The sequence below is a fragment of the Paenirhizobium daejeonense genome (genome assembly GCF_014280875.1).
In the GTDB taxonomy this organism is placed as follows: Bacteria; Pseudomonadota; Alphaproteobacteria; order Rhizobiales; family Rhizobiaceae; genus Allorhizobium; species Allorhizobium daejeonense.
This window is the reverse complement of record NZ_JACLAL010000010.1, coordinates 91,371-112,927: the sequence shown is the minus strand read 5'-3', so window position 1 is coordinate 112,927 and position 21,557 is coordinate 91,371. Positions and strand designations below refer to the sequence as shown.

The following is a 21,557-nucleotide window of genomic DNA, read 5'->3' as shown; positions in this document are numbered from 1 at the left end:
AAATGCCGCAGCGAAACCGCTGCGGCATTTGTCGCGATAGGCGAAGGGACGAGAGACCTTGTCATCAGTGAATGAAGAGTGGAGGGGCGGCAACGCAATGGCCGGCACGATGCAGACCACAACATCGAAGAATGCAGGAACGTCCAGCGGCGGGGCAATCGCTTCGTTTTTCCGTGCGACCGAGATCGACACGCGCCTTCTCGGCATGGTCGGAGCCCTTCTCATCATATGGATAGGCTTCGAAATTCTGACCGGGGGATTATTCCTGACACCCCGCAATCTGTGGAACCTTTCGGTGCAGACCTCCTCGGTGGCCGTAATGGCGACCGGCATGGTGCTGGTCATCGTGACGCGCAACATCGACCTTTCCGTCGGTTCCATACTCGGCTTTACCGGGATGATCATGGGCGTGTTGCAGGCCAAGCTGCTTCCAGGCATTCTGGGTTTCGACCATCCCGCCACATGGATCCTTGCGCTTACAGGCGGCATTGTCGTCGGCGCGCTGATCGGCATGTTCCATGGCGCCATCATCGCCTTTCTCAATGTGCCGTCCTTCATCGTTACGCTTGGCGGTTTGCTGGTCTGGCGCGGCGCGACGTGGTTCGTTACCAGCGGCCAGACGGTTGCGCCCATGGACGCCAATTTCCGCTTGATGGGTGGTGGCACGGACGGCTCCATCGGCTGGACCGCAAGCTGGATCGTCGGCGTCATCGCCTGCATCGGCATCGTCGCCGGGATCATTCATTCGCGTCGTCAGCGCAAGCGTTTCGGCTTCCCGCAGCGGCCGCTCTGGGCGGAGTATTTCCTTTCTGCGCTGGGCTGCTTCATTGTGCTCGGTTCCGTGCAGGTGGCAAACAGCTATTACTGGCCGACGAATATCGCTCGTCGCTATGCCGATGCCAACGGCATTGCGTGGCCCGATGGCGGACTGCTGATTTCCCATGGCATCGCCATTCCGGTGCTGATCGCGCTTGGCGTCGGTCTTGTCATGACTTTCGTCGCCACCCGGTTGCGGTTCGGACGCTATGTCTTCGCCATCGGCGGCAACCCCGAGGCGGCGGAACTCGCCGGTATCAAGACCCGCTGGGTTACGGTCCGCATCTTTGCGATCATGGGTATTCTCTGCGCCATTGCGGCTGCGATCTCCACCGCACGCCTCAACGCGGCGACCAACGCCCAGGGCGAGCTCGACGAGCTCTATACCATTGCCGCGGCCGTCATCGGCGGTACGTCCCTTGCCGGCGGCACCGGCACTGTTGCGGGGGCAATCCTCGGGGCGCTGGTCATGCAGTCGCTGCAGTCCGGCATGGTGCTTCTCGGCATCGATACACCCTTCCAGCGCATCGTCGTCGGCGTCGTCCTTGTTGTCGCCGTCTGGCTCGACACCGTCTATCGCGCTCGCGCCAAGTAATCAGGAGTTTCCATCATGACGGAGCAACGCACTCCCCTCGTGGAAATGAAGGACATTTCCATCTCCTTCGGCGGTATTCACGCCGTCGACAGGGCATCTGTCGATCTTTACCCCGGCGAAGTCGTGGCCCTTCTCGGTCATAACGGTGCCGGCAAGTCGACGCTGATCAAGATCCTCTCCGGCGCCTACCGGCGTGATAGCGGCGATATCCTGATCAACGGCACATCGGCCGATATCCGCAATCCGCGTGATGCGAAGGCTTATGGCATCGAGACGATCTACCAGACGCTCGCGGTTGCCGATAATGTCGATGCCGCCGCCAATCTCTATCTTGGCCGCGAACTCAAGACGCCGTGGGGCACGCTCGACGACGTCGCCATGGAGGCGAAGGCCCGCGAGGTGATGGGTCGGCTCAACCCGAACTTCAAGCGCTTCAAGGAACCGGTGAAGGCTTTGTCCGGTGGTCAGCGGCAGTCTGTGGCGATTGCCCGGGCGATCCTGTTCGACGCCCGCATCCTGATCATGGATGAGCCGACCGCAGCCCTTGGGCCTCAGGAAACGGCGCAAGTCGGCGATCTCATCCGGCAGCTGAAGTCGGAAGGCATCGGGATCTTCCTCATCAGCCACGATATCCACGACGTCTTCGATCTGGCGGACAGGGTGTTCGTGATGAAGAACGGCCAGGTTGTGGGGCATGCCCGCACCGAGGATGTGACCAAGGACGAAGTGCTCGGGATGATCATCATGGGCAAGTGCCCGCCCGGCGCGATTGCCGGCCCCGGCGCCATGCGCAGCTGATCAATGGCTTCCGGCGGGCGACTGCCGGAAGCATTCCTCTTCCAGGATACGGATGTGTTACTGCGTCTGCTCGATGCCGGCGAAGAGGTCGTCGTCGAGATGCACGAAGCCATTGTCCTTCTGCCGGGATCTCAGCACATTCGGCGTGCAGCCGAAGGTCTGGCGAAAACGCCGGCCGAAATGGCTTGAGTTGGCGAAGCCCACTTCAATGGCAATGTCGATCAATGGCTTCGACGTCTGTAGCACAAGGCTTCGGGCACGCCGCATCCGCAGCCGCGCATAGACCGCGCCGGGCGACATCTTGAGCCGGCGATGGAAGAGCCGCTCCATCTGCCGGCGCGAAAGGTTCATCGATTTCGCCACATCGTCCATCGAAACCGGCTTGTCGAGATTGTTCTCCATGAAGATCAGCGCAAGCCGCATCTTGGAGTCCTTGTGCTCGGTCGAAAGCGGGTTGCGCGGCTGAATCTCGCGGCCTTCGCGCCGACGCTCGATCTGCAGGATCTGAAGGGCATTCTTTTCTGCCGAATTCCCGATGTGCCGGCGGACCAGACTGGCCGCGAGGTCGGCCACGGCGCTTCCACCAGCGCAGGTGATGATGTCGCGATCCTCGACGTAAAGCTGGTTGCTGACGAGCCGGTGGTCGGGGAACCGGTCGAGATAATCGTGATGGTGCAGCCAGCTCACGCATGCCGTGCGGTTCTTCATCAGCCCCGCCTGTGCCAGAATGAAGCTTCCGGTGCAGACCCCTATGACCTTTACCTTTTCGGTGATCGCGCGCTTCAGATAACGCTCCATCTCCCCATCGATCGGGTCCTCGACATTCAACAGGCCGCCGACAACGGCCAGATAGTCGAATTCCTTCGGGGCCGGCAGCCCGGTTCCCGGTGCGATCTGCACGCCGCAGCTCGAGCGGATGAAATGGCCGTGGGCGCTGAGGATCTGCCAGTCGCAATTCTTGCGCGTCGAGCGATCCTCGTCATCGCTGGCGAGCCGCAACGTATCGACGAACAGCGCAAAGGCGCTGAGCGTGAAGCTCTTGCTTAGGATGAAGCCGACCTTGAGGGGCTGGCGCGGCTTGATGGGCTCGGAACTGGTCATGATGCGATCAGCAAGGCTTTCCCGAACAGAAAAGAGGATATCGGCGACCGACGATTTTACTGCCTTCAATCAAAAGCGCCATCCGTGATTTTTGAAGCATGGTCTGTGGAATTCCGATCGCGTCAACGAAGGTGCTCCTGATCGCTGCTCAATCGTTTCTTGCCCATTGTCTCGAACCTCGCCCAATCTGGACCGACCGAACCGTTCACGCCGGAAGTTACCTTGTCATACTCTCTCCGGGCGCTATGGTCCGGTCCGTTTACGGCAGGCTTTTGCGGAGACAGATCGGTCACCGCATGTTTGATCCGGTAGTAACCAGACTTCACGCACGACGGACGAGACGCGTTCCATGATATTCGGCATGCCCTATGGCGACCTTCTTCTTCTGATCCTCGCCCTGCTTGCGGCCGGGGCGCTTACCGGAGTGCTTGCCGGCCTGTTCGGCGTCGGCGGCGGCACGGTCATCGTGCCGATCCTCTACGAACTTTTCCGCATTCTGGAGGTGCCGGAGGCTGTGCGCATGCAGCTCTGTATCGGCACCTCGCTTGCGGTGATCATTCCGACCTCCTTCCGTTCCTTCATGACCCACAAGCGAAAGGGAGCGGTCGATCTCTCGGTGCTGCGCATATGGGCGGTGCCGATCGTCGCCGGCGTACTCGGCGGCAGCGTCATTGCCCGCTATGCCTCACCAGAAATCTTCAAGGTCGTCTTCGTGGTGGTGGCCGGCTTTTCGGCGATACGCCTGTTGTTCGGCCGGGACAGCTGGCGTCTTGGCGACGACCTGCCGGGCAGCCTGCCGATGAGGATCTATGGCGTGGTGATCGGCGTGCTGTCGTCCCTGATGGGTATTGGCGGTGGACAGCTTTCCACCATGGTCCTGACCTTCTACCGCCGGCCGATCCATCAGGCGGTTGCCACGTCCGCCGGCGTTGGCATGCTGGTGTCGGTGCCGGGTGCGCTCGGCTACATGTATGCCGGCTGGGGTCGCGCTACTGATTATCCCGATGTCATGGCGCTGCAGTTCCCCCTTTCGATCGGGTTCGTCTCGCTGATCGGTGCCGCGCTTTTTATTCCGACCAGCGTGATGTGCGCTTCATTCGGCGCGACGCTTGCTCATGCGCTTTCCCGCCGCAAGCTGGAGATCGCCTTCGGCCTGTTTCTGCTGGCAGTCAGTGTCCGCTTCCTGCTGACGCTTTGAAAAGGCTTGCCCTCCCTCACGGATGGCTGGGGTCCGGTTCAGTTGGCGTTCCGGTGACTAGCCGAGGCACGGCGGCGATGAGCGCCTTCGCCGCCGACGATTGCGGATTGCCGATCACAGCATTGGTGGCTCCCGTCTCCACGATTCGGCCCTCATGCATGATCGCGATCCGGTGCGAGACGACCTGGAGAACGGCGAGGTCATGGGAAACGAAGAGATAGGCGATCCCGCGTTCCTGCTGCAGTTCGACCAGAAGCTCGAGGATGCGGCGTCTCACCGAGGCATCCAGTGCGGAAACGGCTTCATCCAGAACGATCAGCGACGGTCGCGTGGCGATGGCGCGGGCGATTGCCACGCGTTGGCGCTGACCGCCCGATAGCTCGCGGATCGAACGCCCGGCATAAGATGTCGGCAGTCCGACGCGGTCGAGCAGGCCCGCGATCTCGCGTGGCCGTTCGGCCCGGGCGACGATGTCGTGGATGCGCAGAGGATCGTCGAGCACGGAGCCGACCGTCGCGCGCGGGTTGAAAGCGCCGAGTACATCCTGAAAGACCATCTGCATTCCGCGACGCCGCTGCCTGAGCCGGGAGCCGGAAAGCGTCAGCCAATCCTCACCGGCGAAGTGCACCTGTCCGGCGTCGGTGGCAAGCAGCCGTAGCAGTACGCGGGCGAGCGTCGATTTCCCGCTGCCCGAAGCGCCAGCGAGGCCGAGCGTCTGTCCCTCGGCGAGTGTGAACGACACGCCGTCGAGGGCCGTGACATGACGGCCATGGCCCACGTAACTTTTGGTCAGGTTATCCACGGTCAGCAGTGTCATAGGGGAGACGCCTTCCCTATGAGCGGCGGCGAGGACAGATCGAGATGATTGGCGATCAGGCTTCTGGCATAGGTGGTCTGCGGGGCCGCGAGCACAGTGCCGGTTGGCCCTTGCTCGACCAAATGACCACCCTCGAAGATGGCGACGCGATCGGCGAAGCCCGAAGCTAGCGCCAGATCATGGGTGATGAACAGCAGCGTCATGCCGGTTTCGCGGACGAGTTCGTCGAGCAGCGATACGATTTCGGCCTGCACCACCATGTCGAGCGCGCTCGTCGGCTCGTCGGCGATCAGGAAGGAGGGGCGGGCGGAGATGGCCGCGGCAATTGCGATGCGCTGGCGCTGGCCGCCGGAAAACTGGTGCGGATAGGCCTTCAACGCCTTTTCCGGATGGGGAATGCGGACGCGGTGCAGCAGCTCCAGCGCATGCGTGAACGCTTCCTTCCAGCCGATGCCGAGATGCCGGCAGGCGCCTTCGGCAATCTGCTCGCCGATGGTGAGAACGGGGTCGAGGCTTGCTGTTGGATCCTGAAAGATAAAGCCGATGTCCCTACCAGGTTTCGGTTGGTCTCCTCCGGAGGGCCAGCCGATCCCGCCTTCTACCCTCGATCCTTCCGGCAACAATCCGGCAATGGCTCTGGCCAGCGTGCTTTTTCCCGAACCGCTTTCGCCGATGATGGCGAGACGTTCGCCTGCGATTACGTCGAGGTTTACGCCGCGAAGCGCGGCGGGCTGTGTGGTGTCCTTCCCGTAAGTGACTGAAAGCTGTCGGATAGCGCAAAGAATGCTATTCATCGCGTGCTATCCTTCTGGTCTTTCAGCGTCCGGTCGAGACCTTCGCCGACGAGATAAACCGCGATCACCGTGACGACGAGAGCGAGCCCCGGAATGACCGAAAGCCAGGGCGATGAACGCAGCACGTTGCGTCCCTCAGCAATCATCGATCCCCATGTCACCATGTTCGGGTCGCCCAACCCGAGGAATGAAAGGGCTGCTTCCGTCAGGATCGCCGCGGCGACGATGACGGCGGAAAGGGCAAGCAGCGGCGGCAGGATATTCGGCAGTATTTCCTTACATGCGATTTCGGCGGGGTGCATGCCGATGACGCGGGCGGAGGCGACGTAATCCTGCTCGCGCACGGACAGAACCTGCGCGCGTGTCAGGCGTGCCGGGTCCGACCATGCGCCGAGTGCGATGGCAAGCACCACCACTGGCATCGATCCGCCCATGACGCTGACGAAGGCGAGGGCCAGCAGGAAGCCGGGGACGATCTGGAAGGCATCGACGACGCGCATCAGCGCTTCATCGACGAGGCCGCCGGCAAAGCCCGCCGTCATGCCGACGCTCAGTCCCAGCGCAAGGGCTGCGACGGCGGCCGCCAGTCCGACGGCAAGCGAGGTGCGCGCACCATGCAGCAGTCCTGCGAGCACGTCGCGGCCCAGCCGGTCGGTGCCAAGCGGAAGGGCGGGGTCGGTGAAGGGGGCGATAAGGGCCCGGCCGGCGATGCGTAGCGGATCGCCGGGCGAGAGAACCGGCGCCAGCAGGGCGATCATGGCAAGCAGGAGCAGCAGGGCAAGGCCGATCGCACCTTCGGGCGTGGCCAGCAACTTTTTCGCGAGCCTCAAGATGCGGCCTCCGAAGCACCGACCCGCGGGTCGAGCCAGGAATAGAGCATGTCGATCACGAGGTTGATGAGGATCACGAGAATGGCGGAGGTGAGGATGATGCCCATCAGAAGGGGGGCGTCGCGACCGCTGACGGCTTCCTGCGCCAGCCTTCCGAAACCCGGTATGGCGAATATGCTCTCGATCACGACACTGCCGCCGAGCATGGCGGCGGACCGCAGGCCCAGCATGGTGACGAGTGGCAACAGCGCATTTCTTGCAACGTGGCGCAGCACGATCCGTGTCCGTGATAGACCACGAGCGCGGGCGAAGAGAATGAAATCGAGCGTCCAGACCTCGGCCATGCCGGCGCGCATCACGCGAAGGAAGAGAGCAAGATAGATCAGCGCGAGGGTTGCGACGGGGAGAGCGAGGTGTGCCGCAATGTCGGCCGCGCGCGCGAGACCGGTACGGCCCGAGGCAATGGTCTCGATGCCGGATACCGGCAGCCAGCGAAGCTGGACGGAAAACAGGATGCTGAGCATCAGGCCGAGCCAGAAGCCCGGTATGGCATAGAGGATCAGCGATGTGGTGGAAAGCAGCCTGTCGCGCAGGCTGCCGGGTCGAGCGCCGGCGAGAATGCCGAGCGTTGTGCCGAGGCCGAAGGCAAATGCCGTTGCGCTGCCCATCATCAGCAGGGTGTTAGGGAGCCTTTCGATGAGCAGGCCGAGCACGGGCCGATCGAAGGCGACCGACCAGCCGAGGTCGAGCCGGGCAAGCGAGGACAGGTAGAGCCAGAGCCTTGCCATCATCGACTGGTCGAGGCCGTAGCTCTGCCTCAAGGATTGGACGAGAGAGGGATCGCCGCCGCCGATCGAGACGAGATAGGCGTCAACCGCATCGCCGGAAGCGGACTCCAGCAGGAGAAAGGTCAAGAACACGATAATCAACAGCACCGGAATGCTGCTAATCGCACGTCTTCTGATCAATCGGATTGCGCGCTTCACGCCGAGGCTGGCCTTGGTTGGTCAATAGGTAGGGGCCAAGCTAGCACGCTGCACCATCAGGATTGAAGCGTGGTATCGGCCCAGTTGGAAACCGCCCATCGTGGATTGCTTGCGACGTTGAGAACCGTGTCGCGCGCCACTGTGATGAAGCCCCATTCCGCAACGTTGATCAGCGGCAGGTCGGAGGCGACACGTTCCTGGAACGTCCGGTAAAGCGCGGTGCGGGCATCGGCATCCACCGTTTCCGCGGCTTTGGCGATGATGCCGTCGAGTTCGGCGCTGGCGTAGCCGCCCTGATTGGAGAAGGGCACGCCAGCCGGAATACCGGATTGAACGAGGATGGTCGTCGAGATCGCCGGGTCTCCACGGAAAACCGGCGGCGCCACCGCCAGATCGAAGTCGTGATCGGTGTAGACGGCTTTCTGATGGGCGGCCGAGTCGGCGTTGACGAGTTCGGCGTCGATGCCGACGGCTGCAAGCGCCTGACGGAGATAGTCGCCGAACTGCCGGGTCTCGTTGAAATAGGGGGCGGGCCGAAGCTTCAGCGAGAAACGCGTACCGTTTTCGCCACGCGGGTATCCCGCCTCGTCCAGCAGGGCATTGGCCTTGGCGACGTCGAAATCATAGGTCTGGACATCCGGATCGTAGAATTCCGGCGCGTTCTTCGGAACAGGTCCGGTGGAAGCCGTGGCATAGCCGAGGAAGATGGTGTCTACGACGAACTTGCGGTCGATGGCATGGGCGATCGCCTGCCGCACCTTGAGGTCGGCAAGCTCCTTGCGGCGGTGGTTGATCTCCACCACGAGCTGATAGGTAAGAGCTTCATAGCCCTTGGTGATGACCTTGATGCCGGGAACCTTGGAGATGCGGTCGAGGTCTGCCAGCGGCACGGCGGAGAAGGCGGCGAGCTGGATTTCTTCCGCTTCCAGAGCCGAGGCGGCTGCTGCGCGGTCCGGTAGCACGCGATAGATCACCTCGTCGAGCTTCGGTTCGTCCTTATCCCAGTAGTCGGGATTGCGTTCCAGCCGGTAATATTCGCCCGGCTTGTGCTCGGCAAATCGGAAGGGGCCGGTGCCGACGGGGCTGGTGTTCGCCGGGTTCGCGGCGATATCGGTTCCCTCGTAGAGATGCTTCGGCACGACGCTGCTGACGACGGGCAGGGCGTTGCGGATCAGCTGCAACGGTGTGGGCTTCGAGAAGCGGAAGATGGCGGTCAGCTCATCGGGGGTCTCGACGGTATCGAGATTGGCGAAGACGGTGCGCCCGAGGTTCTGCAGCGGTTTCCAGAGGTTCAGGGCAGAGAAGGCGACGTCGGCGGAAGTGAAGGGCTTGCCATCATGCCATCTCACGCCTTCACGCAATTTGAAGGTGATGCTGCAGCCATCTTCCGCACCTTCCCAGGAGAGCGCGAGCCGTGGCGAAAGGCCGTCTTCACCTTCGAAGGAGGCTTCGGCCAGAGGTTCGACGACTTTACTGGAGATGAAGAAGACGCCGTTCGATGCCACGATTGCCGGGTTGAGGTTCTTCGGCTCGGAGTCCGCTGCAACGATCAAACGCCCGCCGCCTGCAGCGCTTTGCGCAAAGGAAAACGATGGCAGGGCGGTGGAAGCGAGCAGCCAGCCGGCGCCCTTCAGCAGGAAACGGCGGGAAACGGCGGAATGGGTCATTGATCTTTTCCAGGTGGGATTGCGATACCGTCATATTCGGCCTGAAAGCCGACCGTCGGAAGTTATGAAAATCTTGTCCACCCAGCGGTCGTGGCAAATCATTGTAAGGACTGCGCCGGGAAAGAAAAGGTCGTTCATCTGAGGAGGATGCTGGAAAGTGTCCGGTGCAGTTCGGCGCGGTAGCTGTCGTCCTTCCGGGCCGTCGCTGTGAAGCGCGCAAGGTAGGGGCGGGTGGCGGCAGTCATCGCCATGGCGCTGGCGAAGGCATAGAACAGAAAGTCCGGATCGCCGGCTGGAGCCTTGCCGTGTGCCTGTGCGATCCGGATGCGGGCGACGAACAGGCCCCGCATCATAGAGCCGATTTTTTCGAAGGCATATTCGAAGCGCTCGTCCCGGTCGGCGAATTCCTTAAGCATGAACATGGCGAGTTCCGGACGATCGCAGAGAAGATCGCAAAGCACCGCGATGGCGCGGGGCAAGGCATCTTCGGCATCCGGTTCCGGAAGATTTCGCAGGCGATCGACGAGTTCTTCGGCGACGCCGTCGATCGTCGCTTTCCACAAGCCCAGCTTGGAGCCGTAGAGGCGACCGACATAGGCGACGTCCACATCGGCTCTTTCCGCGATCAGGCGCAGACTTGTGCCTTCATAGCCGAATTCGGCGAAGGCGAAAGTCGCCTTCTCAAGGATGGCGCCGGCCTTTGGCTCCTGTCCCAGCGGCGGGCGGCCACGGCGACGCGGTTCCTTCATACTGTTACTCGGCCTCAGCAACGACCGGCGTTGCTGGCGTATCGGGTTTCAGCCGGAACCAGGCCACGTAGAGCGCCGGCAGGAACACCAGCGTCAGCAACGTGCCGACGATGATGCCGCCCATCATCGCATAGGCCATCGGTCCCCAGAACACTTCGCGGGCGATGGGGATCAGGCCAAGGCTTGCGGCGGCGGCGGTCAACAGGATCGGCCGCGTTCGATGCTGGGTCGCTTCGACCACCGCCTCCCATGGCGCCTTGCCCTCAGCTCGCAATTCCTCGATCTGCACCACCAGGATGACCGAGTTGCGGATCAGGATGCCGATCAGCGCGAGTACACCGAGTATTGCCACGAAACCCATCGGCGCGCCGCTGGGCAGGAGGGCGGCGACGACGCCGATCAGTGCGAGTGGCGCGACGGAGAACACCAGGAAGAGCCGCGAAAAGCTCTGCAGCTGGACCATTAGGATGGTCGCCATGGTCAGCAGCATGTAGGGCACGACGGCAGCAATCGGCTGCTGGCTTTCCGCGCTGGATTCCACGGTGCCACCGACTTCGAGCGTGAAGCCCGGCGGTAGTGTGTTGCGGAATTCATCGACGTCGCCCGTCAATTGTTCGACCACGGTCGCCGGCTGGGTCGCGTCGAGAACGCCGGCCTTTACCGAGATCGTCGGTATGCGGTCGCGCCGCCAGATGACCGGCTGTTCGGTCTCGTAGCGGAAGTTGGCGACTGCGGCGAGGGGCACCGAGTTTCCATTGGAGCCGGTGAGCTGCAGGTCCTCCAGCGTATCGATAGAACTGCGCTCCTGCGGATTGGCGCGAGCCACCACGTTCACGAGATAGACGTCGTCATTGATCTGGGTGACGGTGGTGCCGCCGACGACGCTGTTGAGGACTGTCGCAATGTCCTTGGACGAGACGCCGAGCAGGCGGGCCTTGTCCTGAAGCACATCGACGCGCAGCACGCGGGCCGGTTCCATCCAGTCGTAGACCACATCACCGACATGCGGGTTGCGGGCCATGATGCCGGCCAGTTCCTGTGCCTTGAGCTTCAGGGTCTCGATGTCCTCGCTGGAGATGCGATACTGGACGGGCCGGCCGACGGGTGGACCGATGTCTAGCAGCTTCACATAAGCGTCTGTCGCCGGGAAGGTCTTCTTCAGATAGTCCTGAAACTGGCGCTTGAGCCGGTCGCGGGCCTCCAGATCCTTGGTGATGATGATCGTCTGGCCGAAGGCCGGGTCCGGCGGCTGCACGTCGAAGGCCAGAACGAAGCGGACCGATCCCTGGCCGACATAACTCGAATAACGTATCACGTCAGGATTGCCGGCAAGCTGTTCCTTCTCGAAACGCTCGATCTCGGCGTTCGTTTCGGCAATCGAGACGTTCTGCGGCAGAGACCAGTCGACAATGAGTTCCACACGGTCGGAGGACGGAAAGAACTGCTGCTGGACGAACTGCATGCCATAGATCGACAGGCCGAAGATGGCGATGGTGGTGGCGATCGTCGCGTAGCGCCAGCGCATTGTCAGATGCAGGAAGTTTTCGAACATGCGGCCGGCACGGCTCTTCTTGTGTTCGTGCTTCTTCAGCTTTTCCGACAGGATGGTCGCGCCGAGCAACGGCGTGAAGAGAACGGCCACGATCCATGAGGTGAGAAGCGAGACGGCAAGCACCACGAAGAGGGTGAAGGTGAATTCGCCGGCCGCACTGCTGTTCAGGCCGATCGGGATGAAGCCAGCGACGGTGACGAGGGTGCCGGTCAGCATCGGAAAGGCGGTCGATGTGTAGACATAGGTTGCCGCCTTCTTCATGGGATCGCCAAGTTCGAGGCGCGCCACCATCATCTCTACGGCGATCATCGCGTCATCCACTAGGAGGCCAAGGGCGATAATGAGCGCGCCGAGTGAAATGCGCTGCAGCGAGATTTCGAGCAGCGACATGACGAGGAAGGTAATCGCCAGCGTCAGCGGGATCGAGAGCGCCACCACGAAGCCGGCGCGCAGGCCGAGGGAGACGAAGCTGACCACCAAAACGATCACGACCGCTTCGAACAGCGCTTGCGTAAAGCCGGAAACGGCTTCCTCCACCACCTGCGGCTGGTCGGAGACAAGATGCACGCCGACACCGACAGGAAGCTTCGACTCGATGTCGCGCATTTCCGCCTTCAGCGCCTTGCCGAATTCGAGAAGGTTGGCACCCTGCTTCATACCGATCGCAAGTCCGATGGCCGGCTGGCCGTTGAAGCGGAAGAGATTGTCGGGCGGATCGGTATAGCCACGCCGGATGGTGGCGATGTCGCTCAGGCGGAAGAAGCGGTCGTTGACGCGGAGATTGACCTCCCTCAGGCTTTCCTCGCTGGAAAACTGGCCGCCGACGCGAACGCTGATGCGCTCGGGGCCTGACTGGATGACGCCGGAAGGCGCCGTCGCATTCTGGGCCTGTAGGGTTGAGAGCACGGCCGTCTGGTCGAGGCCGAGGGATGCCAGCTGCCGGGTCGAGAATTCGAGGAAGATGACTTCATCGCGTGCACCGACGAGATCGACCTTGCCGATATTGTCGACCGCGAGGATTCGGGTTCTGGCTTCCTCGACATAATCGCGCAGTTGCCGCTCGCTCAGCCCGTCGGCGGTGAAGGCGTAGACGTTGCCGAAGACGTCGCCGAAATCGTCGTTGAACTGCGGGCCGAGCACACCGGAGGGGAATTCCCCTTTGATGTCGGCCATCATGTTTCGGACCTTCTGCCAGATCTGCGGCACATTGCGGGCCTTGGTGGTCGGTTTCAGCTCGACGAAGATCAGGGTGGAGCCGGGGCGAGTGATCGACTTGGTGTAGTCGAGGCTGTCGAGTTCCTCCAGCTTGCGTTCGATGCGCTCCGTCACCTGCTTCGTGGTGTCGGACACAGAAGCGCCCGGCCATTGGGCCGAGATCGTCATGGTCTTGATGGTGAAGGAGGGGTCTTCCTCGCGACCGATTTCCACGAAAGAAAGCGCGCCGGCCAACATGAAAATGATCATCAGGTACCAGACAAGCGATCGATGCCTGAGGGCCCAATCCGAAAGGTTGAAGGACTTCATGGCTTGTTTCCTTCCGGAAGAATAACTTTCTGACGATCCTCGAGCGTGTGTACGCCGGCAATTGCCACGCGGGCGCCCGGTTGCAGGCCGGTGGCGACCGTGAAGATCCCGTCCTCACGATGGGCAACCCCGATCTCCTGCTTGACCGCGATGCTGTCCTTTTCGTCGATCAGCCAGACATAGGCCTTGCCGTCCTGTTCGAGCAGGGCGGAGGCCGGAAGTGTCAGCGCCGGGGTGGCGTCACGCTCCAGCGTGGCACGAACCGTCGTGCCGAGACGGAAGGATGGCGGCGGGTCGATGAGCGCGATGCGAACGCGCAGCGTGCGCGTGATCGCATCCGCCTCGGGAGCGACTTCGCGTACGCTGCCTGCAACGACGGCGCTCGGGTCCATCTGCAATGCGATCCGAAACTTCGTTCCGATCGCGATGGGGCCGCTATCGACGGGAATATCGACGACCGCGTCCCTGAGATCGGGTCGTGCGATCGTCACCACGGCATCGCCGGGTTCGACGATCTGTCCGACTTCGGCAGCAGTGGCCGTCACGACAGCATCGAAGGTTGCTTCAACCTGGGCATAGGAAAGCTGTTCCTCGGCCTTTGCCAGTGCCGCCTGAGCGCGGCTTACCGTGGCTTCAGCGGCAATCGCGGCCTGATCGGCGCTTTCGACCGTGGCCTGGCTGGAGGCCTGTGTCGTCAGAAGCGCGCGCTGGCGTTCCGCGGCGGCCTGGGCGTTGGTGAGCTGGGCAAGCGCGCTTCCGACCTCGGCGGAAGCCGAGCGAACGGCAAGCTCCAGCGCCGTCGGATCGATTGCGGCGAGGCGTTCGCCGCGAGCAACCGTGTCGCCGACATCGACATCGCGGGAAATGAGGCGGCCGATGATGCGGAAACCGATGTCCGTCTTGATCTGCGGTTCGACCGTTCCCGCATATTCTTCGCTGCGCGCAGGTCTCAGTTCCGCAACAGCCGTCAGCACCGGCCTCGGCTGTGTAGTCTTGTCGGCGTCCTCGCTGCTGTCGCAGGCTGAAAGCGCGAGCGTTGCGAGCATCAGGTTGGCCGTTCTTCGGATGAAGCCTCTCATTGGGTTACCTCCGGAAGAACGGTGACAGTTTGCCCGTTGCGCAGGAGCTTGGTGCCCTCGCTGACCACAATCGTGCCGGGTTCCAGCCCGTCGGACACGAGTATCCGGCCCTTTTCATAAAGGAAGATATGGATCCTGCGCCGCTCGACGGTATTGGTCTTCGGATCGAGCACCCAAACGGCGGGCTCCCCGGCCTCCGTCGCCAGTGCCGTCCACGGAAGCACGATGATCTCAACCTGCTGCAACGTACCCGTGCCGGTAACGGCAGAGCCGAGGGTCATCGCTTCGGGCGTGTCTGCAAGGCCGACCTTCACCCGCACGGTGCCGGTCGCTGGATCGACGGTCGGCGAGATCTCGCGGATTTTGCCGATGGCCGTCACCTTGGGATCGTTGACCAGCGCAATGCTCATCTCATCGGAGACACGCGCGCCGGCATTGATGAAGGGCGTTTCGTAGAAGCGGAAGATGGCGTCCCGCTGGCCGTTATGGGCAAGGCGGAAAACCGTCTGCGCGGCCTGCGTCAACTGCCCGATTTCGGCCTTGCGCTCGACGATGATGCCATCGGCCTCGGCTTTCAGCAGTGTGTAACCGAGCGCTTCCCTGGTGTTGGCGAGAGCGGCGCGGGCACCCTCGGCAGAATTGACAGCGCTGTTGTAGGCAGCGTCAGCCGCATCGAAGTCGCTGCGGGTAGTGAAACCCTTGGTCAGCAGTTCCTGCTGGCGTCGGAGGGTTGCCTGACGTTGATCGACCAGCGATTCCGCGGAGCGCACCGTCGCTTCGGCGGAAGCAAGGTCGGCCTGCTGTTCCTCGGCATCGAGCCGCGCCAGCACGTCGCCGGCTTTCACCTGACTTCCGACATCGGCATTACGCTCGATGATGCGGCCGGAAACCCGAAAGGAAAGATCGCTCATCGTGCGTGCGCTGATTTCACCTGTCAGCGTGATGGTGCGCGCATAGGGGGTCTTTTCCGCAATGATGGTACGGACGAAGGTTTCCGCGTGGGGCGTCTCGCCCTTTTCATCGCCGCAGCCGGAGAGCGCAAGCGGTATCGCCAGCGCCACGAGCGCGGGCCAATACCGCCAGCCGATTAGGATCTGCTGTCTGGACCACGGATGCGCTGGCGCGCGCCGACGAGGGAAAGGTAGCATCCGTTTCCTGCTCCGGTTGACGGTATTGGAATGCAGCCCCTTTTTCTGGGGCCGCGCAAGTTGAATTTAATCATTGCGCGTTGATTAAATTCTTCCAGCCGGAAAGCAAGCGGAATTTCGGATCAGGCCCCTGCGGCGCTGTGGGCCGTATCCCTTGCGCGGGCAACCCATGCCGCACCTTCGCGGGCATGATGAAAGCCGTTGGAGAGCGGGGCCGATGGATAGATCGCACGTAGTCTTTCGATCGCTTCATCGGTTTCCATGTCGCCATCGATAACCGACCGGTAAAGACTTGCGACGGCTACCATGTCGCAATCCTGTGGCGAGAGGCGGAAGCCGAAAATCCCTACAGCCGTCAAGTCGGCCAGCTCGCCGAGCAGCGCCTGACAGGTGTGGGAAACGGTCTGAACGCCGTTGAGCACCAGGAAGGATTGGCGGTCGAGGGTTTTCACCGGCAGGCCGTCGGGATCATCGCCACAAATAAACTGGCAGTTATCCTTGATATGACCCTTCGCGCGGGCATGGGCGCAGCGCGCCGAAATCGCAAGCGGCATGCGACCGAAGGCAAAGACTTCCAGTGCGACATCGGGCGTTTGTTCCGCGATCGCTTTCACCGAGGAAAAGGGCAGTTCCGGCGGCAGGCAGATGCTCGTTGCGCCGCGTCCGCCGAGAAGCCTCGCGGTCGCGGCATTGTAGACGTTGACCAGCGGACCGATCGAATGGGGCTTGCCATTGAGCAGGCCGAGCGCGGAAAGATCGTTTGCTTCGACCGGATGCTCGCTGTTGGCGATGCTATCCCGAACGTGACGGCTTTCGCGTTCCAGCGTTACCAGCGCGAGCGTTGAAAGGATGACCGTTTTGCCCGCGTCTTCCAGACGTTCGATGACCTCGGCAATGTGAGGCTCAATGAAATGCTGGCGTTTCGAACAGACGGTTTCGCCGATCACCACGCGATCCACTGGCGCCTCATCGGCGATGCGAAAATGAAAATCGCGCCACTTCGGGCCGTCCCAGAGATAGTAGACGGGACCCATGGTTAGTGAGGGAGTTATATGGGGCATGCTCATCTCCAGCGCTTTTCGTATGCGCCCGACGTGGTCTTCTGGCCCTCGCTCAAGGTGCTGAGGCGGGAAAGCAGCGCGGTTCGGCTTGCCGGGTCGGCGGCCAGCGCCTTCTTCAGCGTCGAGACGACTTCTGCGACATAGGCCTTGCCGCGCTGCCGCCCTTCGATTTTGAGCGCGCTGACGCCGGCCGCCTTCAGGGCTTCGATCTCGCCCATGACATCGAGTGATACCGGGTCCTCGAAGGCATAGGCATGGGTTTCGGCGATATCGAAACGGCCCTTGCAGAGGGTGGGATAACCGGCTGCCTCGCCGCGCGGGAAGCGGTTGATGGTGTATTCGCCGAGTTCGGAGACGAGGTCGTCGCCTTCGTTGCGATAGTGGACATGGCTGGCGGGAGAACAGACGCCGTTCATGTTCGGCGATTTGCCCGTCGCATAGGAGGATAGCGAACAGCGTCCCTCCGCCATGACGCAGAGGCCGCCGAACACGAAGACCTCGATTTCGCAGCGGATCTGTCTTGCGATCCGGGCGATGTCGCTGATCGTCAGTGTTCTGGGCAGGACCACGCGCTTGGCATTGAAGGCATCGATGAGGAAGTTGATCGCATCGGCATTCGATGCCGACGCCTGCACCGAGACATGCAACCGCTGTTCTGGGTAACGTTCCGCGACATGGGCCATGAGGCCGAAATCGGCGAGGATCAGCGCATCGGCGTCGAGTGCGACCGCATCGGCGGCGGCGCGGTACCAGATCTCCTCGTCGCCGGCGCGCATGAAGGTGTTGAGGGCGACAAAGATCTGGGTGCCGCGTTTCCGGGCGTAGGCGATTGCCTCGCGCAGTTCTTCGCGACTGAAATTGAGGCCCGGGAAGTTGCGTGCATTGGTTTCGTCGCGAAAGCCGCAATAGACGGCATCGGCGCCGGCATCCACGGCTTCGCGGAAGGCGGCGGGCGTGCCGGCGGGGCAGATCAGTTCCATGCGTTGTTTTCCCCGGTGAGCGCCCGGCGGCGGATTTCGCTGGCGACACGGTTGAAGATCGGTCCGAAAGGCCCGGCCAGTGCGGATAGATCGCTCGGCAGGTCTATGTTGCAGTCGTCGAGCGCGTTGCGCATGGCAAGCATCGCTTCCATGTCGCCGGTGACCACGAGATCGCGGGAAAAGAACAGCGCATCGGCATCGCAGCGCCCTTCAAGTAAGGCGAGCAGCAGGAAGAGCGGGCCTTCCACTGATGCATCGGCGTGAGTGGTCGATGACTTGCGCTGCACCTTTATGGTGGGTGCCGCCGGATCGACGATGAAGGTGAGAGGCAGGTCGGCGGGCAGGAAGGCGAAGCGCTTCGCCTTGTGCTCTCCCAGTCGCTCGAATAGCTTCGGATGTTCCTTCAGCATCCGTCTGAACAGCATCCCGGTCGCTCGTTCGATCACCGGAAGCGGCATGAGGTCGAGCGGCGTTGCAAGCGTTGCGGGAAATTTCATGGGCCTCGGTCTCTCGGGGATAGCTATCGGATCGCAAGCTAGCCGCAGTGACGGGCAACTGGTTTGAGCTATCGCAAAGACGGGGAGATTTTGCCGGGCCACACATTCGGGATGACAAGCCCTCCTTCTCCGCCCCGCCGCTATGACAGCCTCCAGCATTTCGCCGCCGCGCTCGAGCGAGCCGGGAGGCTCACGCGGATTTCCCGTCCTGTCTCGCTGGTGCATGAGATCACGGAAATCCATCGTCGCGTGCTGGCGGCCGAGGGACCTGCGCTGCTTTTCGAGAAGCCTGTGAATGCTTCGGGCGAGGTGGTGCCCGTGCCGCTGCTCGCCAATCTCTTCGGCACGCGTGAGCGCATCGAATGGGGGTTCGGTCTGGCCAGCGGCCGGATCGGTGACCTTGCCACTCTTCTTGGGGAATTGCGGGAGCCAAGGCCGCCGGCCTCGTTTCGGGAAGCGCTTGGCAAGTTGCCGCTGGTGCATTCGGCGCTTTCGCTCGGGGTTCGCCGTGTCTCGCGCGCGGCATGCCAGGATGTCGTCTGGCAAGGCGATGATCTCGATCTCGGGCGGTTGCCCATCCAGTGGTGCTGGCCCGGAGAGCCCGCACCGCTCGTCAGCTGGCCGTTGGTGATTACCTGTTCGCCCGATGATCCCAATGACGTGAATGTCGGGATCTACCGCATGCAGGTGCTGGGCAGGGACCGCCTCATCATGCGCTGGCTCGCCCATCGGGGCGGCGCGAAACATCATCGCCAGTGGCAGAAGCTTGGGCGGGACATGCCTGTTGCCGTGGTAATCGGCAGTGATCCCGCCACCATCCTTTCGGCGGTGATGCCGCTTCCGGAAGGTATGAGCGAGCTTGGCTTTGCCGGCGTCCTGAAGAAAAGACGAAGCCGGGTGGCGAAGGCCGTCAGCCAGCCGCTCCTCGTTCCGGCCAATGCCGAGATTGTGCTGGAGGGAACCGTTTCGGTCTCTGAGACGGCGGAGGAAGGGCCTTACGGGGATCATACGGGCTATTACAATTCCGTCGAGCGGTTCCCGGTGATGACGCTTTCGGCGATCACCATGCGGAAGAACCCCTTCTACCTCTCGACCTATACCGGCCGGCCGCCGGACGAGCCTTCCAAGCTCGGCGAGGCGATGACCGAGCTGTTTATTCCGCTGGTGAAGAAGCAGTTTCCCGAAATCGCCGATCTCTGGCTGCCGCCGGAAGCCTGTTCATATCGGGCCATCGTGGTGTCGATCGACAAGCGGTATCCGGGGCAGGCGAGGCGGGTGATGATGGGGCTTTGGTCCATGCTGCCGCAGTTCAGCTATACGAAGCTCATCATCGCCGTCGATCCGGATGTCGACGTACGAAACTGGGACGATGTGGTCTGGGCGCTTTCCACCCGTTTCGATGCGGGCAGGGATACCGTGCTGATCAACGACACACCGATCGACTATCTCGATTTCGCCTCGCCGAAGCAAGGCCTTGGAGCGAAACTCGGCCTCGACGCGACGATCAAGATCGGGCCGGAGACCGATCGCGAATGGGGCCGTGTCCTGAAGATGACGCCGGAGGTCGGGGCGAAGGTGGATGCCATCTGGCACGAACTCGGCCTTGGAGATCCGGCATGACGGGCACCAGCAAACGGGTGGTGCTTGGAGTGTCCGGCGCTTCGGGGGCGGGGATTGCGCTGAGGATCGGCGAGCGGATTGCCGCGCTTGCCGGTGTCGAGCTGCATCTCGTCGTGACGCGTTCGGCGTTCAGCGCCTTTACCCAGGAACTCGGCGCGGATGCCATCGGCCGGCTGGTCGGGCTCGCGGACCGCTATTACAAAATCGATGACATCGGTGCCGCCATAGCCAGCGGATCATTCCGCACCGCGGGCATGATCGTTGCGCCCTGCTCGATGAAGAGCCTTGCGGGGATCGCAACGGGGCTTTCCGACAATCTGCTGGTCCGGGCAGCCGATGTGCATTTGAAGGAACGGCGTCCGCTTGTCCTTCTAGCAAGGGAAACGCCGCTGCATCTCGGCCATCTGCGCAACATGACCGCCGTGACGGAAACGGGGGCAATCGTGATGCCGCCGGTGCCGGCCTTCTATCGCCGGCCGCAAACGCTGGACGATATCGTCGATCACATCGCTGCCCGCGCCATAGATCTTCTCAAACTGACGGAAGAGCCACTTGCTGTCGAATGGCGGGGAGAGCAGGGCAGTTAATACGAGAGCGCCATTATTGGGTCTGCACCGAAAAGTGCGGCGTGACCGCCCGTCAGCAGCCAGATCGTGATGGCGGCCGTGATCGCAAGAGACAGGGCAAGCGGGGCATCTACCCGAAGGCGGGCTTCACCCTTCAACAGGCCGGCAAGGGGCATCATCGGGTAGCGCGCAGCAAGCGCCGGCCAGCCGGGGCCGATCCGCCGGCGGGCGCGCCGGTCGAGCATGAAAAGCCCCGCCACGGAGAACAGGCCGAGGCCGCCGAACAGGACGAGCGAGCGGAGATCGCCATTGACCACGAGGTGGCCAAGCGACCAGAGCGTGAAGCCCCATTGCACAGGATGGCGCGTGATCTCGACGATTGCGCCGGGCTCATCGCCATGGCGAAAGCTGATCGAAAAGGGATTGGTCGAGAGCAAGCCGGCTGTCACCAGAAGGAGGCCGAGCGGGGCAAACACAAGCGTCAGCATTGCCTGCCAGCCGGCCGGTGTCCAGAGTTCGATGTAATCGGTATTCAGCGCGGCATGGAAAAGCCAGGCGAGCACGACAACCGACACGAGAGAGTAGAGGCCGAGATAGGTTCTGCGTCCGAGGAGCGCTATCGCGCCGGCGCGAACCGGTGGTAGTGCCGGGATCGAATGCAGCGCCATAAAGGCGGCAAGCGCCATGAGAAGCTGGCTCACATCAGGATCTCCCGCCCCTCCGCCTCGGCGACGCACAATGCCTCGATCATCAGCTTCTCGGCAGCGACGTGCCGGCGGACGCACTCGAAGAAGCCGCGAAGCATGTAGCCTACCGTTTCGAAAGACAGGCGGCAACGACCTTCGATCATCGCCTTCAGCGTCAGGGAAATCTCTTCGGCCGCTAGTCCGTCGCAGCGGTGCTCGCCCTTCAGTCGCTCGATCATCATCGCGGCGAAACACGATCCGGCGCTTCGGTCGAAATCGGGGAAAAGAACCCGTTCTTCCAGTTGCTGCGTCTGCCGGAGCAGCGGCGTGGCCGACTGCACCACCTCGCGGCAAAGGTCCTCGTTGATGTCGAAAGGCAGCGAGTCCGCAATCTCTTCGAGCTTGAGACAAAGGGTAAGCAAAGCATCGTGGTTCCTGCCGAGGGCGGCAAGATCCTGTGCATTGAGTGGTGATCGGGACGTCATCTCCGCCT

Annotated in this window: 20 protein-coding genes; 5 read left to right on the top strand and 15 right to left on the bottom strand. The window is 62.3% G+C overall.

The genetic code is table 11. The annotated features are described in order from the left end of the window. Positions 1-109: 109 nt before the first annotated feature. Both H4I99_RS21320 and H4I99_RS21315 read left to right on the top strand, forming a co-directional pair. Entirely contained in the window at positions 110-1,411 is a 1,302-nt protein-coding gene (locus tag H4I99_RS21320; RefSeq protein WP_244625224.1) for a sugar ABC transporter permease, read from the top strand. A gap of 15 nt (positions 1,412-1,426) precedes the next feature. Beyond that, positions 1,427-2,209 carry an ATP-binding cassette domain-containing protein gene (locus H4I99_RS21315; protein WP_163901704.1) on the top strand — a complete coding sequence of 261 codons (783 nt, stop codon included), beginning with the start codon at positions 1,427-1,429 and terminating at the stop codon, positions 2,207-2,209. 57 nt (positions 2,210-2,266) lie between these two features. Here the strand turns inward: H4I99_RS21315 and H4I99_RS21310 are convergent, their stop codons facing one another. After that, positions 2,267-3,310, bottom strand: a complete 1,044-nt coding sequence (locus tag H4I99_RS21310; RefSeq protein ID WP_163905906.1) for a GlxA family transcriptional regulator — start codon at positions 3,308-3,310, stop codon at positions 2,267-2,269. A 349-nt stretch (positions 3,311-3,659) separates the two neighbouring features. Between H4I99_RS21310 and H4I99_RS21305 the strand changes: the two genes are divergently transcribed. Continuing rightward, positions 3,660-4,508 carry a sulfite exporter TauE/SafE family protein gene (locus H4I99_RS21305; RefSeq protein WP_163901702.1) on the top strand — a complete coding sequence of 283 codons (849 nt, stop codon included), beginning with the start codon at positions 3,660-3,662 and terminating at the stop codon, positions 4,506-4,508. A 16-nt stretch (positions 4,509-4,524) separates the two neighbouring features. Here the strand turns inward: H4I99_RS21305 and H4I99_RS21300 are convergent, their stop codons facing one another. The 12 genes from H4I99_RS21300 to ubiT all read right to left on the bottom strand — a co-directional run bounded on the left by H4I99_RS21300 (position 4,525) and on the right by ubiT (position 18,192). Further along, on the bottom strand, positions 4,525-5,325 hold the full coding sequence (locus tag H4I99_RS21300) for an ABC transporter ATP-binding protein (protein ID WP_163901700.1): 801 nt from the start codon (positions 5,323-5,325) through the stop codon (positions 4,525-4,527). Then, a complete protein-coding gene (locus tag H4I99_RS21295; protein ID WP_163901698.1) occupies positions 5,322-6,119 on the bottom strand; it encodes an ATP-binding cassette domain-containing protein in 798 nt (265 codons plus the stop codon). The genes H4I99_RS21300 and H4I99_RS21295 overlap by 4 nt, the downstream gene beginning before the upstream one ends. Next, the gene (locus H4I99_RS21290) at positions 6,116-6,949 is read right to left on the bottom strand and encodes an ABC transporter permease (RefSeq protein ID WP_163901696.1); all 834 of its coding nucleotides are present in this window, start codon (positions 6,947-6,949) and stop codon (positions 6,116-6,118) included. Before H4I99_RS21290 ends, H4I99_RS21295 begins: the two co-directional genes overlap by 4 nt. Further along, on the bottom strand, positions 6,946-7,935 hold the full coding sequence (locus H4I99_RS21285; protein ID WP_163901695.1) for an ABC transporter permease: 990 nt from the start codon (positions 7,933-7,935) through the stop codon (positions 6,946-6,948). Before H4I99_RS21285 ends, H4I99_RS21290 begins: the two co-directional genes overlap by 4 nt. A gap of 56 nt (positions 7,936-7,991) precedes the next feature. Next, positions 7,992-9,602, bottom strand: coding sequence for an ABC transporter substrate-binding protein (locus tag H4I99_RS21280; protein WP_163901694.1), 1,611 nt, complete (start codon positions 9,600-9,602; stop codon positions 7,992-7,994). Positions 9,603-9,736: 134 nt separating this feature from the next. Next, positions 9,737-10,351, bottom strand: a complete 615-nt coding sequence (locus H4I99_RS21275; RefSeq protein ID WP_163901693.1) for a TetR/AcrR family transcriptional regulator — start codon at positions 10,349-10,351, stop codon at positions 9,737-9,739. A 4-nt stretch (positions 10,352-10,355) separates the two neighbouring features. Further along, entirely contained in the window at positions 10,356-13,427 is a 3,072-nt protein-coding gene (locus H4I99_RS21270) for an efflux RND transporter permease subunit (protein WP_163901692.1), read from the bottom strand. After that, entirely contained in the window at positions 13,424-14,506 is a 1,083-nt protein-coding gene (locus tag H4I99_RS21265; protein WP_163901691.1) for an efflux RND transporter periplasmic adaptor subunit, read from the bottom strand. Before H4I99_RS21265 ends, H4I99_RS21270 begins: the two co-directional genes overlap by 4 nt. After that, on the bottom strand, positions 14,503-15,654 hold the full coding sequence (locus H4I99_RS21260) for an efflux RND transporter periplasmic adaptor subunit (protein WP_163901690.1): 1,152 nt from the start codon (positions 15,652-15,654) through the stop codon (positions 14,503-14,505). The genes H4I99_RS21265 and H4I99_RS21260 overlap by 4 nt, the downstream gene beginning before the upstream one ends. A 122-nt stretch (positions 15,655-15,776) precedes the next feature. After that, positions 15,777-16,715, bottom strand: coding sequence for a ubiquinone anaerobic biosynthesis protein UbiV (gene ubiV, locus H4I99_RS21255; RefSeq protein ID WP_425314398.1), 939 nt, complete (start codon positions 16,713-16,715; stop codon positions 15,777-15,779). Between the two features lie 2 nt (positions 16,716-16,717). After that, positions 16,718-17,695 carry a ubiquinone anaerobic biosynthesis protein UbiU gene (ubiU, locus tag H4I99_RS21250; RefSeq protein ID WP_163901687.1) on the bottom strand — a complete coding sequence of 326 codons (978 nt, stop codon included), beginning with the start codon at positions 17,693-17,695 and terminating at the stop codon, positions 16,718-16,720. Beyond that, complete coding sequence (ubiT, locus tag H4I99_RS21245) at positions 17,686-18,192, bottom strand: ubiquinone anaerobic biosynthesis accessory factor UbiT (protein ID WP_163901685.1); 507 nt, start codon at positions 18,190-18,192, stop codon at positions 17,686-17,688. Before ubiT ends, ubiU begins: the two co-directional genes overlap by 10 nt. Before the next feature lie 111 nt (positions 18,193-18,303). On the opposite strand from ubiT, the gene H4I99_RS21240 reads away from it, so the two are divergent. Together H4I99_RS21240 and H4I99_RS21235 are read left to right on the top strand one after the other, a co-directional pair. Beyond that, entirely contained in the window at positions 18,304-19,812 is a 1,509-nt protein-coding gene (locus tag H4I99_RS21240; protein ID WP_163901683.1) for a UbiD family decarboxylase, read from the top strand. Next, positions 19,809-20,399 carry a UbiX family flavin prenyltransferase gene (locus H4I99_RS21235; RefSeq protein ID WP_163901681.1) on the top strand — a complete coding sequence of 197 codons (591 nt, stop codon included), beginning with the start codon at positions 19,809-19,811 and terminating at the stop codon, positions 20,397-20,399. Before H4I99_RS21240 ends, H4I99_RS21235 begins: the two co-directional genes overlap by 4 nt. Here the strand turns inward: H4I99_RS21235 and H4I99_RS21230 are convergent. Both H4I99_RS21230 and H4I99_RS21225 read right to left on the bottom strand, forming a co-directional pair. Further along, entirely contained in the window at positions 20,396-21,079 is a 684-nt protein-coding gene (locus H4I99_RS21230; protein ID WP_163901679.1) for an NnrU family protein, read from the bottom strand. The two genes, H4I99_RS21235 and H4I99_RS21230, sit on opposite strands and share 4 nt — an antisense overlap. Then, positions 21,076-21,549, bottom strand: a complete 474-nt coding sequence (locus H4I99_RS21225; RefSeq protein ID WP_163901677.1) for a hemerythrin domain-containing protein — start codon at positions 21,547-21,549, stop codon at positions 21,076-21,078. Before H4I99_RS21225 ends, H4I99_RS21230 begins: the two co-directional genes overlap by 4 nt. Positions 21,550-21,557 lie beyond the last annotated feature (8 nt).

Coding starts and splice junctions, on each gene's coding strand:
- H4I99_RS21320 (WP_244625224.1), top strand. CDS start 110: ATGCAGACCACAACATCGAAGAATGCAGGAACGTCCAGCGGCGGGGCA.
- H4I99_RS21315 (WP_163901704.1), top strand. CDS start 1,427: ATGACGGAGCAACGCACTCCCCTCGTGGAAATGAAGGACATTTCCATC.
- H4I99_RS21310 (WP_163905906.1), bottom strand. CDS start 3,310: ATGACCAGTTCCGAGCCCATCAAGCCGCGCCAGCCCCTCAAGGTCGGC.
- H4I99_RS21305 (WP_163901702.1), top strand. CDS start 3,660: ATGATATTCGGCATGCCCTATGGCGACCTTCTTCTTCTGATCCTCGCC.
- H4I99_RS21300 (WP_163901700.1), bottom strand. CDS start 5,325: ATGACACTGCTGACCGTGGATAACCTGACCAAAAGTTACGTGGGCCAT.
- H4I99_RS21295 (WP_163901698.1), bottom strand. CDS start 6,119: ATGAATAGCATTCTTTGCGCTATCCGACAGCTTTCAGTCACTTACGGG.
- H4I99_RS21280 (WP_163901694.1), bottom strand. CDS start 9,602: ATGACCCATTCCGCCGTTTCCCGCCGTTTCCTGCTGAAGGGCGCCGGC.
- H4I99_RS21275 (WP_163901693.1), bottom strand. CDS start 10,351: ATGAAGGAACCGCGTCGCCGTGGCCGCCCGCCGCTGGGACAGGAGCCA.
- H4I99_RS21270 (WP_163901692.1), bottom strand. CDS start 13,427: ATGAAGTCCTTCAACCTTTCGGATTGGGCCCTCAGGCATCGATCGCTT.
- H4I99_RS21265 (WP_163901691.1), bottom strand. CDS start 14,506: ATGAGAGGCTTCATCCGAAGAACGGCCAACCTGATGCTCGCAACGCTC.
- H4I99_RS21260 (WP_163901690.1), bottom strand. CDS start 15,654: ATGCTACCTTTCCCTCGTCGGCGCGCGCCAGCGCATCCGTGGTCCAGA.
- ubiV (WP_425314398.1), bottom strand. CDS start 16,715: ATGCCCCATATAACTCCCTCACTAACCATGGGTCCCGTCTACTATCTC.
- ubiU (WP_163901687.1), bottom strand. CDS start 17,695: ATGGAACTGATCTGCCCCGCCGGCACGCCCGCCGCCTTCCGCGAAGCC.
- ubiT (WP_163901685.1), bottom strand. CDS start 18,192: ATGAAATTTCCCGCAACGCTTGCAACGCCGCTCGACCTCATGCCGCTT.
- H4I99_RS21240 (WP_163901683.1), top strand. CDS start 18,304: ATGACAAGCCCTCCTTCTCCGCCCCGCCGCTATGACAGCCTCCAGCAT.
- H4I99_RS21235 (WP_163901681.1), top strand. CDS start 19,809: ATGACGGGCACCAGCAAACGGGTGGTGCTTGGAGTGTCCGGCGCTTCG.
- H4I99_RS21225 (WP_163901677.1), bottom strand. CDS start 21,549: ATGACGTCCCGATCACCACTCAATGCACAGGATCTTGCCGCCCTCGGC.